The sequence below is a fragment of the Pseudomonas sp. Pseusp15 genome, assembly GCF_059492165.1.
This window is the reverse complement of the sequence record NZ_CP168523.1, coordinates 5,574,708-5,587,668: the sequence shown is the minus strand read 5'-3', so window position 1 is coordinate 5,587,668 and position 12,961 is coordinate 5,574,708. Positions and strand designations below refer to the sequence as shown.

The window sequence follows — 12,961 nt, the reverse complement described above, 5'->3', positions numbered from 1 at the left end:
GGCGCATTCTAGCGCGCTCTGGGAAAAAACAAAGGCCCTAATATTCCTTCAATCGTGTAAGCCATTGGCCGCAGAAAAACACCCGTTGTAAACGCCCCTGAACGTGTATGAAAAAACCTTTCAGCCTTTCCTTCACTGACAAAATCAAGACAAAAAAATACCCGGCAAGCCGGGCATTTTTTATAGGCGTGCTTACAAGTTGTAGCCGCGTTCGTTGTGCAGCGCCAGATCGATGCCGACTGCTTCTTCTTCCTCGGTGATGCGCAGACCCATGACAGCGTCCAGCACCTTGAGGATGATGAAGGTGACGATCGCGGTGTAGATCACCGTGAAGCCCACGCCTTTGCACTGAATCCAGACTTGAGCCGCGATGTCGGTGACGGTGCCGAAACCACCCAGGGACGGTGCAGCGAACACACCCGTCAGGATCGCGCCGAGGATACCGCCGATACCGTGCACGCCAAAAGCGTCGAGGGAGTCGTCGTAACCCATTTTGCGTTTCAGAGTCGTGGCGCAGAAGAAGCACACCACGCCCGCCGCCAGACCGATGATCATCGAGCCCATCGGGCCAACGGTACCCGCCGCCGGAGTGATCGCAACCAGACCGGCCACCACGCCCGAAGCGATACCCAGTGCGCTCGGTTTGCCGTGGGTCAGCCATTCGGCAAACATCCAGCCCAAGGCTGCGGCGGCGGTAGCGATCTGAGTCACCAGCATGGCCATACCGGCAGTGCCGTTGGCTGCGGCAGCGGAACCGGCGTTGAAACCGAACCAGCCAACCCAGAGCATCGCGGCACCCATAAGGGTATAGCCGAGGTTGTGCGGAGCCATCGGGGTGGTTGGGAAGCCTTTACGCTTGCCCAGTACCAGACAGGCGATCAGCCCGGCCACACCGGCGTTGATGTGCACCACGGTGCCGCCTGCGAAGTCGAGCACGCCCCAGTCGCCCAACAGCGAACCCGGACCGCTCCAGACCATGTGCGCAATCGGCGCGTAAACCAGGGTGAACCAGATCCCCATGAACACCAGCATTGCGGAGAACTTCATCCGCTCGGCGAAAGCACCGACGATCAGCGCGGGGGTGATGATGGCGAAGGTCATCTGATAGGTGACAAACACCGCCTCGGGAAACAGCGCCGCGGGGCCGGTAATACTGGCAGGCGTGATGCCGGCGAGGAATGCCTTGGCGAAGCTGCCGACAAACGAATTGAGGTTGACGACGTTAGCTTCCATACCCGTTGTGTCAAACGCCATGCTGTAGCCGTAAAGGAACCACAGGATGGTGACCAGGCCGGTAATGGCGAAGCATTGCATCATCAACGAAAGAACGTTTTTGGAACGAACCATGCCGCCGTAGAACAGCGCGAGGCCGGGGATGGTCATGAACAGCACAAGGGCTGTCGAGGTCATCATCCAGGCGGTATCGCCGGAATTGAGGACTGGAGGCGCCACCGGATCTGCCGCCATGGCCAGGCCAGGCATTACGATGGACAACAGGGCTCCTAGCCCTGCGAATTTACGCAGAGTCATTTTGTTTTCTCCTGGGGCGTTGGGTTTGTGGCGGCTTAGATTGCGTCGGTATCGGTTTCGCCGGTACGGATGCGAATCGCCTGTTCCAGATTGACCACGAAGATCTTGCCGTCACCGATCTTGCCGGTGTTGGCGGCCTTGGTTATCGCCTCGATAACCCGGTCCAGATCCTTGTCGTCAATGGCGACATCGATCTTCACCTTAGGCAGAAAATCGACCACGTACTCCGCGCCGCGATACAGCTCGGTGTGACCCTTCTGCCGACCGAAGCCTTTGACCTCAGTAACGGTAATGCCCTGCACGCCGATCTCGGACAGCGACTCGCGCACGTCGTCCAGTTTGAACGGCTTGATGATGGCAGTGACTAGCTTCATGAAAACTCTCTCCCGAATTGGTGGACTTGCCCCAGGAAAACAAACCCGACTCAAGTCTAAGCGCAGTGCCTGGCTTTGTAACGCATCGTCGGCCTTACCTGCCCATCCGACGCCAGCTAACCACTCCGCACGAAACTTCCCCCGTTCCGCTTGGCGCACTGCATTCGTCACAGCGACTGCATCAGTGCATGGGTCACCAGCGACTAAGCAGAAAGCTTGCCATCTATCCAAAACCCATTGATTTCAAGCCCTTGGCCGCTAACGCAGACCTCTCCAGCCGATTGACGCCACGGTTACGCACAACAACAGTGCGTGGCTGTCCACTCGCATGCGCGAAAAGCGTGCATCCCAGCCTTCGAGATTGACTATAGACACTGCGTGATACACTGCCCGCCATTGTTGACAGGACATTTCCCATGCTTGCGCCCAAAGACTTCCTCGACGCCCTGAGCGGCACCGCCTCCCGCCTCTTCAGCGGCGACACCCCACTGCCGAAAAGCGAAATCGAAAGCCAGTTCAAGGCTTTGTTGCAGAGCGGCTTCAGCAAGCTGGACCTGGTAAGCCGTGAAGAATTCGACAGCCAGATGGTTGTGCTGGCGCGGACCCGCGCCCGGTTGGAGAGCTTGGAGGCGAAAGTGGCGGAGCTGGAAGCGAAGCTCAATCCACCTGCTGACGCCGAGTAACCTGATCGTTCCCGTGCTCTGCGTGGGAACGCCGCCAGGGACGCTCCAGATGTGACGCAGAGCGTCACGGGATGGTTCCCACGCAGAGCGTGGGAACCATCGTTCAAGCGTGCTTCGCGGACGCTGCAGTCTTTTTAAGTACCCGAAGCTCAACCACGCTCGATTTCGGCCCTGCGCTGATCGTAGGTCGATTGCAGTTTTAACCAGAATCCGGGCGTGGTTTTCAGGTAGCGCGATAGCTTCTTTGTGAGCTCAGGACTAATACCTCTCTCCTGCATGAAAAGGGCACTCACTTCATCCGTGCCTTCATTCAACACGCTAGCCAGACCAGTCGCCGTAATGCCCAGAGGCTCTAGAAACTCCTTTTCAAGGATTTCGCCAGGATGAATCGGCCGCATTCCAGAATTGCTCATCTCCCCTCCTTAGGGCTTGATCAGCTGTGATCATAAGCATCCCCCCCGATCCGACAAGAGCGTCCGAACTCTTTCACCGAAGTCCTTCATCTATCCAGGCCCGGTCCTACAAAGAAATCTAGCTCCTCGGTTGATTACGCCCAAATACCAGCCGCGACGTAACCTTTGTAGCAGCTGCCGAAGGCTGCGTTCGACTGCGCAGCAGTCGTAAATCCAAGTTGTACGGTCTGCCTGATCCACCGCGTGATCTGATTTTACGACTGCTGCGCAGCCGTGCGCCGGCTCCGCCAGCTGCTACGGATCGTGTTATGGCTTAACTGGCTGGAATCAACTCACCGGCCCCAGCAACATCCTGCGAAAGTTTGGCGGCTCTTCTGCCACGTTAAAGCGCCCCTCTCCTACTACGCTTTAAAAAAGCCGCAGGAAGCGGTTCCCCGTCAGCTCAAGGAACGACCATGTCCCTCTCCATCGTCCACAGCCGCGCCCAGATTGGCGTGGATGCGCCCGCCGTCACCGTAGAAGTGCATCTGGCCAACGGCTTGCCGTCGCTGACCATGGTCGGGCTGCCCGAGGCGGCGGTTAAGGAAAGCAAGGATCGGGTGCGTAGCGCGATCATCAATTCGGGACTGCAATTCCCTGCGCGGCGGATCACCTTGAATCTCGCTCCCGCCGATTTGCCGAAGGACGGCGGGCGGTTCGATCTGGCGATTGCCTTGGGGATTCTGTCGGCCAGCGTGCAGGTGCCGACGTTGACGCTGGATGACGTGGAGTGCCTGGGAGAGCTGGCGCTGTCGGGCGCGGTGCGTGCGGTTCGCGGGGTTTTGCCGGCGGCGCTGGCGGCGCGCAAGGCCGGGCGCACGCTGGTAGTCCCGCGAGCGAACGCTGAAGAAGCCTGCCTGGCGTCGGGGTTGAAGGTGATTGCGGTGGATCATCTGCTTCAAGCGGTCGCGCATTTCAATGGTCACACGCCCATCGAACCCTACGCTTCCAACGGTTTGCTCTACGCCAGCAAACCCTATCCCGACTTGAATGAAGTTCAGGGACAACTTGCGGCCAAGCGAGCCTTGCTGATTGCAGCAGCGGGGGCTCATAACCTGCTGTTCAGCGGTCCGCCGGGGACGGGGAAAACGTTGTTGGCGAGTCGTCTGCCGGGGTTGTTACCGCCATTGGCCGAGAGCGAAGCACTGGAAGTCGCGGCGATTCAATCGGTCGCCAGTTGTGTGCCGTTGAGTCATTGGCCACAGCGTCCCTTCCGACAGCCACACCACTCCGCCTCAGGCCCGGCACTGGTGGGTGGCGGCTCGAAACCGCAACCCGGCGAAATCACCCTCGCCCACCATGGCGTGTTGTTCCTCGATGAGCTTCCAGAGTTTGATCGCAAGGTATTGGAGGTGTTGAGAGAGCCATTGGAATCCGGCCACATCGTGATTTCCCGCGCCAAGGACCGCGTTCGCTTTCCGGCGCGCTTTCAATTGGTGGCTGCGATGAATCCCTGCCCCTGTGGATATCTTGGCGAGCCAAGTGGTCGTTGTTCCTGCACGCCGGACATGGTGCAGCGCTATCGCAACAAACTGTCGGGGCCGCTGCTGGACCGCATCGATCTGCACCTGACGGTTGCTCGTGAGGCCACGGCGTTGAATCCTGCGTTGAATCCCGGCGACGATACAGCCACCGCCGCCGAGTTGGTTGCTGATGCAAGAGAGCGGCAACACAAACGCCAGAGTTGCGCCAATGCCTTCCTCGACCTGCCAGGCCTACGCCGGCACTGTAAGTTATCCACAGCCGATGAAAACTGGCTGGAATCCGCCTGCGAGCGTTTAACGCTGTCGTTGCGAGCGGCCCATCGACTGCTCAAGGTCGCGCGCACGCTGGCGGACCTTGAGCAGGCTGACGGGATCAGACGCGAACACCTGGCCGAAGCGCTGCAATATCGGCCAACAACGCTCTAGTCCGTATCACCCCTTGGTCAGATCAACCAACGGCGTCTGCCGCACTTCAGTCTCGCGCCCGCCCTGAATCTCGCTCACCCGTTTCAACGCCTTATCCACAGCCGCCTTATCCGCCAACAAGCTGTAGCTGATACGGAACTGCTTCTGTTCCTTCGGCGCAATTGTCGGCACCAGGTTCAGTGGCCGCTGATACCGGCGGTTATAGGAAAAGCTCGTTCCCGGCTCCAGCCCCGTAACATAGCCCTGGCCCTGGGTATCGGTATTTTTCCACAGGGAGAACACCGGCAGTGTTTGAGTGTTGAAGCCGACCGAGACACCCAGGCTGCCGGCCTTGTTATGCAGCACGGTCAACGTATCGCCCTTGGCATCGGCATACGGCACCACGTTGTAAACCGTTTCGTCGTAGTCCTTGGTCGGTGCGCGGTAGGTTTGCCAGTCCGGCAAATCGCCCTTGGCTTTGTCGTTGAACGGCGACACCTGCTTCACCGGCGCGGCGAAGCGGGCGCCCTGTTCCAGGAACGGGGTGCTGAAGTTGCTGTGATACAGCGCTTGGTATTCCTTCGGATAATCACCGTTGTTGGTCAGAGTGTCGTTGAGGGCGAACACAACGCTGCCGGGGTCGGTGACCAGTTCGGTCGCGACGGAGAAGTCGACTTTCTTGAATGCCTGCTCTTTCAGTTCACCGCGCAGACTGATGGCGTATGGCGGTTTTTCATCAATGTGCAGGGTGACTTTGTTGGCCGGGATGTTGGCGGCGCGACCGTGCAGGGTCAGCAGCTCGCCATTGTCCATGCCGGGATGGCCGACCCATTCGTAGCCGCAGCGGGTGACCAGTTCATTGAAACCTTCCAGCCAGCCCAGGCCACCGCGGCCGTTGAGTTCGATGAAGGACGGGTTGACCACTTCCTTGACCGGCGAATCCCAGCCCATGCGCACATTGCCGACCGAAGCTTGCAGCACGTTCATGCCGCGAGTCGGCACCACCGAGAGTTTCATCGCGCCATTATCGATGTCGACAATGCTGACGCCCTCCTGCCGACCGCCATGCAAGGTGCGCAGGGTCACGGAGAAGGGTTTGTCGGTTTTCACGCCGAGTTGCTGGCTGGTGATCTGCCAGTTCTGGGCGGCTTTGTCGGTATCGAGCAGGACGTAATCCCAGGCCATGGCGTGGGAAGCAGCGGACAGTGCGCTGAAGGCAACGAAGAGTTTGAGCGGGGTCATGGCAGCAGCCTTTCTTGGAGTTGTGCCATTTTTATAAACTTGAAGAAACGTTTCAGCAAGCATAAAAATCGAGATCACGACGGCAAATGCCAAATGATCGTCGATACGGGGCTTGTGGATAACGCGCAGAATCGAGTTGATGCCATCGCGAGCCTGCTCGCGATGGCTGTTTCGGAGGTGCCTCAGCGGAACCGGTCAACCTCATGCCGCAAGTCCGCCGCGAGCTTCTCCAGCTCTTTGGCAGTCACCGCCAGGTTCGACACCACTTCCCGCTGCTCACTGTTCGCCAAGGCAATGCTTTGCAGGTTGCTGCTGAGCAAGGTCGCGGTGCTGCTTTGCTCCTGGGTCGCGGTGGTGATGGCGGCGAATTGCTGACCGGCCGAGCGACTTTGCTCATCGATTCGCGCCAGGGCTGAGGCGACGTTGGCGTTGCGCGACAAGCCTTCCTGCATCAGCACGTTACCCTGCTCCATGGTGCTGATCGCGTTGCCGGTTTCCTGCTGGATACTTTGGATCATCCCGGAAATTTCGTCAGTGGCCTGGCGAGTGCGTGAAGCCAGGTTGCGCACCTCATCGGCCACCACCGCAAACCCACGACCTTGTTCACCGGCACGGGCGGCTTCGATGGCAGCGTTGAGCGCCAGCAAATTGGTTTGCTCGGCGATCGCGGTGATCACCCCGACGATGCCGCCGATTTCCTGGGAGCGCTGACCCAAGGTGTTGATTACCGTCGCGGTGCTGTTCAGCGCACCGGCGATTTGCTCCAGGGATGAGGACGCTTCGTCCATCGACGTACGACCGATCTGGGTTTGCTGTGCGTTTTCCTGCGCCAGGCGCTGGGTGTTGCCCATGTTGTCGGCGATGTTCAGCGAGGTGGCGCTGAATTCTTCCACGGCGCCGGCCATGCTGGTGATTTCGCCGGACTGCTGCTCCATCCCTTCATAGGCACCGCCAGACAGACCGGACAACGCCTGGGCGCGGCTGTTGACCTCTTCCGAGGCTCTACGAATGTGCTCGACCATGGTCGACAAGGCCTGGCTCATCTGGTTGAAAGCGCGGGCCAACTGACCGATTTCGTCGTTGCTCGACACGTTCAGGCGCACGCTCAAATCACCGGCACCCAAGGCTTCGGCCTGACGCACCAGATCCCCCAGCGGCGCCAGTTTGCTGCGCAACAACCAGACCGCCGAACCCACCGCAAGCAACATCGCCAACAGACTGCCGATGGCCAGGCGAATGCCGACGCTCCAGGTCACCGCGCGGATTTCCGCTTTCGGCATGCTCGCCACCACCGACCACGGCCCGCCTTCGAACGGTACGGCAATGCTGTAGAAGTCTTGCGACTTGTCGCTCCAGAAATCGCCCTTGCCCGGTGTCTTGGCCAGACCGACGATGGCCGGTGCTGCCACGTCCAACGCTTGCACACCGGCGATCGGCACCAGCCATTTGTTCTGCTCATCGAGCAGCGCCAGGGAGCCGGTCTGGCCGATGCGGAAGCGCTTGAGGTTTTCGAACTGGGCGTTCTGGGCGTCGGTGTAATCGAATCCTACGAACAGCACGGCAATCACCTTACCGCCGCTGTCGCGTACGGGGGTGTACTGAGTCATGTAGGACCGTTCGAAGAGCAAGGCGCGACCGACGTAGCTCTGCCCGGCCATCAAGCGCGCATAAGCCGGGTGAGCGTGATCCAGCAATGTGCCGATGGCCCGGGTGCCGTCCTGTTTGCTCAGGGACGTGCTGACCCGGATGAAGTCTTCGCCACTGCGCACGAACAGCGTCGCAACGCCGGCAGTCATTTGCTTGAACTCATCCACTTCCTTGAAGTTGTTGTTCAACACTTCGCCACCCAGGTGCAGGCCCGGGGTCTGCACGCCCGCCACGGTCACCGGCTCATCCGGATGCACGCTCAAACCGGCGCTGAAGCGCTTCTCGAACAGGCCGCTGAGGCGCTGGGTACTCTCACGCAACGTGCCGTGGAACGTGCTCAGCTGATCGGCCAGCAGCCGCGCCTCGCTGGCCAGGTGCTCTTCGCGGGTGGCGAGGTTGGCGGCGTCCAGCGAGCGCAGGGCAAACACGGTGCTGCCGCTGATGACAATCGCCAGTATCACGGCAAGCGCAAGACCCAGCTGTGAGGCAATCCGAGCACGAGGTTGAGACATGACAGCTCCTGACCCAGTGGGCCGGATCATCCTGATCCCGTCGCACTCGGCTAAATTTCTGATAGAGGGGAAAACGTGGAGCCTGGTACGAAGGTTCCATCAGCAGATTTTCGGCGGCAAAGCCGAATACTTGAGTGATTAACGGGGATATGGCTCAAGGCCGCCATCGCAGCGGCTCCATCGATTCAACCCAGGCGTTCGACATCCGGTAATTCCATGGCCCGGACTTCGCCTTGCAGGAAATCGCTGAGCCGGCGCAAACGTTCACCTCCCGGGCGGGTTTTCGGCCAGACCAGGTAATAATTCTCACCACTGGCGACGGCCGTCGGCCACGGCAAACTCAGACGTCCCTGCGCGACATCCTCCGCCACCATCAGCAAATCACCCATGGACACGCCGTAGCCACGGGCGGCAGCGATCATGCCCAGTTCCAGGGTGTCGAACACCTGCCCGCCCTTGAGCGAGACCTGATCGCTCAGGCCCATGCGCTCCAGCCAGTTGCGCCAGTCACGGCGGTCCGGCGTCGGGTGCAGCAGTTCGGTGCTGGCCAGGCGCGCAACGTCCCACGGTTGATCCTTCAGCAGATTCGGCGCGCCCACCGGAATCAACTCTTCGGGGAACAGCAAAGTCGTCTCCCAGTCCGGTGGAAAATGCCCGTTGCTGAGGATGACGGCGCAGTCGAAGGGTTCGTGGTTGAAGTCCACCGTATCAACGTCCATCCAGGCGCTGGTCAATTGCACCTCGTTCCCCGGTCGCAGGTGGCGAAACCGACTGAGCCGCGCCAACAGCCAGCGCATGGTCAGGGTCGACGGGGCTTTCATGCGCAGGATGTCGTCTTCGGCGCGCAAGGTGTTGCAGGCCCGCTCAAGGGCGGTGAAGCCTTCGCGAATGCCCGGCAGGATCAGCCGCGCTGACTCGGTCAGTTGCAGGTTGCGCCCGCTGCGATGAAACAGCCGACAGGCGAAATGCTCTTCGAGCGTACGAATGTGCCGGCTGACCGCACTTTGCGTGATCGACAACTCTTCGGCGGCGCGGGTAAACGAACTATGCCGCGCCGCCGCTTCGAATGCTCGAAGGGCATACAAGGGAGGGAGACGACGAGACATTGGGAAACCTCCTATAGCGCGATTGCCTCAACTTATCAGAAAGTCCCGAGCATGAGTTTTAATCATGCTACCCATCCTTTTTATCCCTTTGTGGAAACCCCGCAGAGCGCCGAGAATCGACGCTTCCTGTTCTCTCTGACAATCGAGCGTGATGATCATGCAGCATCCAGCGCGTATTGAACTCTGGGCCATCCTGCGGCTGGCGGGGCCGTTGATTGCCTCGCAGTTGGCGCACATGTTGATGGTCCTCACCGACACCTTGATGATGGCGCGCCTGAGTCCCGAGGCGCTGGCCGGCGGCGGTCTGGGCGCGGCGACGTATTCGTTCGTGTCGATCTTCTGCATCGGCGTGATCGCGGCGGTCGGCACCCTGGTGGCGATCCGTCAGGGCGCGGGCGACATCATCGGCGCAGCGCGGCTGACCCAGGCCGGTTTGTGGCTGGCCTGGTTGATGGCGCTGGTGGCGGGTCTGCTGCTGTGGAACCTCAAACCGGTGTTGCTGCTGTTCGGCCAGACCGCAACCAACGTCCAGGCCGCCGGCCAGTTTCTGTTGATCCTGCCGTTCGCCCTGCCCGGCTACCTGAGTTTCATGGCACTGCGCGGCTTCACCAGCGCCATCGGCCGGGCGACGCCGGTGATGGTCATCAGCCTCGGCGGCACCGTGGCCAACTTTCTGCTCAACTATGCGTTGATCACCGGCATGTTCGGCCTGCCGAAAATGGGCCTGATGGGCATCGGTCTGGTCACAGCGATCGTGGCCAACCTGATGGCGCTGGCGCTCGCGCTGCACATTCGTCGGCACCCGGCCTATGACGCTTATCCGTTGCGCCAGGGGCTGTCGCGGCCCAATCGTCAGTACTTGAAGGAATTGTGGCGCCTGGGCCTGCCGATTGGCGGCACCTATGCGGTGGAAGTCGGCCTGTTTGCCTTCGCCGCGCTGTGCATGGGCACCATGGGCAGTACGCAACTGGCGGCGCACCAGATCGCCCTGCAAATCGTCTCGGTGGCGTTCATGGTGCCGGCGGGGCTTTCCTACGCGATCACCATGCGCATCGGCCAGCATTACGGCGCCGGGCAATTGCTGGATGCGCGGCTGGCCGGACGGGTCGGGATCGCCTTCGGGGCGGTGTCGATGCTGGGGTTCGCGATGGTCTTCTGGCTACTGCCGAATCAGCTGATCGGCTTGTTCCTGGACCACAACGACCCGGCGTTTCGCCCGGTCATCGAACTGGCCGTGAGCTTGTTGGCGGTGGCGGCGTGGTTCGAGCTGTTCGACGGCACGCAAACCATTGCCATGGGCTGCATTCGCGGACTCAAGGATGCCAAGACCACGTTCCTGGTAGGTTTGGGCTGCTATTGGCTGATTGGTGCGCCGGCCGCTTGGTGGATGGCCTTCCATCTGAACTGGGGGCCGACGGGCGTCTGGTGGGGGTTGGCGCTGGGGCTGGCGTGTGCGGCGGTGAGCCTGACGCTGGCGTTTGAGTGGAAGATGACGCGGATGATTCGGCGCGAGCCATCGTCGCAGCCGAGCTTCCAAATCACCCAGCCTGATTAAACCCTGTAGGAGCGAGGCTTGCCCGCGAAGGCGGAGTGTCAGTTAACAACAATATCGACTGACACTCCGCCTTCGCGGGCAAGCCTCGCTCCTACGGTACGTTGTTAAGCCAGCACAGCCTGCTGGCTGGAGCCGAAGGTCAAATACTCAACCAACTCCGCCAACGGCAACGGCTTGCTGATCAGATACCCCTGCACCTGATCGCAACCAAATCCGCGCAACAAATCCAGCTGCTCCGGTGTTTCCACCCCTTCGGCAACCACTTCGAGGTTGAGGTTGTGCGCCAGGTTGATCATGGCGTGCACCAGTTTGCGATTCTCTTCCCGTTCTTCCATGCCGCCGACAAAGCTCTTGTCGACCTTCAACAAGGCGATCGGCAGGCTGTTCAGGTGCACGAACGATGAGAACCCGGTGCCGAAATCGTCCAGCGAAAAGCGCACACCGAGCCGTCCGAGGGCGTCCATGGTCTGCTTGACCAGGTCACTGCGACGCATCACCGCGGTTTCGGTCAGTTCGAATTCCAGCCATTGCGCCTCGACGCCACGCTCGGCAATCAACCGGCTCAGGGTCGACAGTAACTGGCTGTCCTGAAACTGCCGGAACGACAGGTTGATCGCCATGTGCAGCGCCGGCAGGCCCCGCTCACGCAACGCCTGCATGTCCCGCAGGGCTCGGGAAATCACCCAGTAACCCAGCGGCACGATCAAGCCGCTTTGCTCGGCCAGTGGCACGAATTCGCTGGGGGGCAGCAAACCGCGTTCGCCATGACGCCAGCGCACCAAGGCTTCGAGGCCGACGATCTGGCCGTCCGCAAGGTTCAGGCGTGGCTGGTAATGCAACTCCAGCTCATCGCGACGCAAGGCCCGACGCAGCTCACTTTCAAGGTCGGCGATGCTGCGGGCATTGCGATTGATCCGCTCGTTGAAGATGTGAAAGGTGCAGCCTTGAGTACTCTTGGCCTGCTGCATGGCGATGTGCGCATGCCACATCAACGGGTCGGCGCCGGCCTGCGCCCGGGCGTGAGCAATGCCGAGACTGGAACCGATCAACAGGCTTTCGCCGTCGATCCAGTAGGGCTCGGACAGGGCTTCGGTAATCCGTTCGGCCATCCATTCAGCGCGCTGAGGGGCGCGGCGGGTGTCGATCAGCAGGGCGAATTCATCGCTACCCAGCCGCGCCAGTTGATCGCCGGCCTCCAGCTGGCTTTTCAGCCGCGAGACCACTTGCAGAATCAACCGGTCGCCTGCCTGATGGCCGAGGGCGTCGTTGGCGTGTCGAAAGTTGTCGAGGTCGAGGTGACCGAGGGCCAGGCCGCGGCCGTCGTTGTCCGCCAGACGCGCCGCCAGCAAGGTCTGGAAACCCTGACGGTTGGCGATGCCGGTCAGCGGATCCTGCTCGGCCAGGCGCTGCAAGGTGTTTTCCAGCACCCCGCGCTCACGCACATGACGCAGACAGCGGCGCAACATGCCGGGATCCAGCAGGTTGCGCACCAGCCAGTCGCTCACACCGTCGGGCGGCACCAGCGGTTCGTGTTCGAGCAGCAACACCGTCGGCAGGCTGCAACGGCCGGGTGCTGGCTGCAGAGCAGGAATCGTCAACAACACCGCGCTGCGGTTGTCATCGAACAAGTTGCTGACCGACTCCCAGCTCGGCGCGCTGAGCAGCACTGCCGAACTCCCCATTGGAGCCAGACACTCGCGCAACAACGCTGCCCACGCCGGCTCTTGGGCCAGTAGCAGCAAACGCAAGGGTTCGACAGGCGTAGACAAGCTAGCTCCCTAGACTCTGCAAAGATGTAGGCGGCGCGCATTATGCCGCTCGGGTAACCAATGACCCAATATCATCGGTTATCAAACACGACTTCGAGTCTTGAATACGTACATTAGACGCGAATTCATTGCGCATCCTGCGTGAAAGTATCAAAACCGGCAAATAGAGATCGCGTGTTGCGTCACAAGTCGGAGAGAGCAG

General features: G+C 60.6%; 10 protein-coding genes. 3 read left to right on the top strand and 7 right to left on the bottom strand.

Annotated features, from left to right (window positions below; translation table 11 throughout):
* Positions 1-192: 192 nt before the first annotated feature.
* Positions 193-1,530, bottom strand: a complete 1,338-nt coding sequence (locus ACEN8R_RS25175; RefSeq protein ID WP_018927528.1) for an ammonium transporter — start codon at positions 1,528-1,530, stop codon at positions 193-195.
* Between the two features lie 35 nt (positions 1,531-1,565).
* Positions 1,566-1,904, bottom strand: coding sequence for a P-II family nitrogen regulator (gene glnK, locus ACEN8R_RS25170; RefSeq protein WP_002555808.1), 339 nt, complete (start codon positions 1,902-1,904; stop codon positions 1,566-1,568).
* A 416-nt stretch (positions 1,905-2,320) separates the two neighbouring features.
* Here glnK and ACEN8R_RS25165 point away from each other — a divergent pair, with 416 nt between their 5' ends.
* On the top strand, positions 2,321-2,587 hold the full coding sequence (locus tag ACEN8R_RS25165) for an accessory factor UbiK family protein (RefSeq protein WP_007894783.1): 267 nt from the start codon (positions 2,321-2,323) through the stop codon (positions 2,585-2,587).
* 149 nt (positions 2,588-2,736) lie between these two features.
* On the opposite strand, the gene ACEN8R_RS25160 is transcribed toward ACEN8R_RS25165, so the two are convergent.
* Entirely contained in the window at positions 2,737-3,000 is a 264-nt protein-coding gene (locus ACEN8R_RS25160; RefSeq protein ID WP_086944355.1) for a HigA family addiction module antitoxin, read from the bottom strand.
* 455 nt (positions 3,001-3,455) lie between these two features.
* Here ACEN8R_RS25160 and ACEN8R_RS25155 point away from each other — a divergent pair, with 455 nt between their 5' ends.
* Positions 3,456-4,949, top strand: coding sequence for a YifB family Mg chelatase-like AAA ATPase (locus ACEN8R_RS25155; RefSeq protein WP_495624418.1), 1,494 nt, complete (start codon positions 3,456-3,458; stop codon positions 4,947-4,949).
* A 6-nt stretch (positions 4,950-4,955) separates the two neighbouring features.
* Here the strand turns inward: ACEN8R_RS25155 and ACEN8R_RS25150 are convergent, their stop codons facing one another.
* The 3 genes from ACEN8R_RS25150 to ACEN8R_RS25140 all read right to left on the bottom strand — a co-directional run bounded on the left by ACEN8R_RS25150 (position 4,956) and on the right by ACEN8R_RS25140 (position 9,435).
* Positions 4,956-6,170 (bottom strand): aldose 1-epimerase family protein, encoded by a 1,215-nt coding sequence (locus tag ACEN8R_RS25150; RefSeq protein ID WP_495624417.1) that lies wholly within the window; start codon positions 6,168-6,170, stop codon positions 4,956-4,958.
* Between the two features lie 182 nt (positions 6,171-6,352).
* Entirely contained in the window at positions 6,353-8,329 is a 1,977-nt protein-coding gene (locus ACEN8R_RS25145) for a methyl-accepting chemotaxis protein (protein ID WP_018927516.1), read from the bottom strand.
* A gap of 185 nt (positions 8,330-8,514) precedes the next feature.
* Positions 8,515-9,435 carry a LysR substrate-binding domain-containing protein gene (locus tag ACEN8R_RS25140; RefSeq protein WP_019580487.1) on the bottom strand — a complete coding sequence of 307 codons (921 nt, stop codon included), beginning with the start codon at positions 9,433-9,435 and terminating at the stop codon, positions 8,515-8,517.
* Between the two features lie 157 nt (positions 9,436-9,592).
* On the opposite strand from ACEN8R_RS25140, the gene ACEN8R_RS25135 reads away from it, so the two are divergent.
* Positions 9,593-10,990: a NorM family multidrug efflux MATE transporter gene (locus tag ACEN8R_RS25135; protein WP_018927512.1), complete on the top strand. Its 1,398-nt coding sequence runs from the start codon at positions 9,593-9,595 to the stop codon at positions 10,988-10,990.
* A gap of 104 nt (positions 10,991-11,094) precedes the next feature.
* On the opposite strand, the gene ACEN8R_RS25130 is transcribed toward ACEN8R_RS25135, so the two are convergent.
* Positions 11,095-12,759, bottom strand: coding sequence for a putative bifunctional diguanylate cyclase/phosphodiesterase (locus ACEN8R_RS25130; RefSeq protein WP_026286531.1), 1,665 nt, complete (start codon positions 12,757-12,759; stop codon positions 11,095-11,097).
* Positions 12,760-12,961: the final 202 nt, after the last annotated feature.

What these genes read in the sequence shown, in the direction of transcription:
- ACEN8R_RS25175 (WP_018927528.1), bottom strand. Translation starts at nt 1,530, where the DNA reads ATGACTCTGCGTAAATTCGCAGGGCTAGGAGCCCTGTTGTCCATCGTA.
- glnK (WP_002555808.1), bottom strand. Translation starts at nt 1,904, where the DNA reads ATGAAGCTAGTCACTGCCATCATCAAGCCGTTCAAACTGGACGACGTG.
- ACEN8R_RS25165 (WP_007894783.1), top strand. Translation starts at nt 2,321, where the DNA reads ATGCTTGCGCCCAAAGACTTCCTCGACGCCCTGAGCGGCACCGCCTCC.
- ACEN8R_RS25160 (WP_086944355.1), bottom strand. Translation starts at nt 3,000, where the DNA reads ATGAGCAATTCTGGAATGCGGCCGATTCATCCTGGCGAAATCCTTGAA.
- ACEN8R_RS25155 (WP_495624418.1), top strand. Translation starts at nt 3,456, where the DNA reads ATGTCCCTCTCCATCGTCCACAGCCGCGCCCAGATTGGCGTGGATGCG.
- ACEN8R_RS25150 (WP_495624417.1), bottom strand. Translation starts at nt 6,170, where the DNA reads ATGACCCCGCTCAAACTCTTCGTTGCCTTCAGCGCACTGTCCGCTGCT.
- ACEN8R_RS25145 (WP_018927516.1), bottom strand. Translation starts at nt 8,329, where the DNA reads ATGTCTCAACCTCGTGCTCGGATTGCCTCACAGCTGGGTCTTGCGCTT.
- ACEN8R_RS25140 (WP_019580487.1), bottom strand. Translation starts at nt 9,435, where the DNA reads ATGTCTCGTCGTCTCCCTCCCTTGTATGCCCTTCGAGCATTCGAAGCG.
- ACEN8R_RS25135 (WP_018927512.1), top strand. Translation starts at nt 9,593, where the DNA reads ATGCAGCATCCAGCGCGTATTGAACTCTGGGCCATCCTGCGGCTGGCG.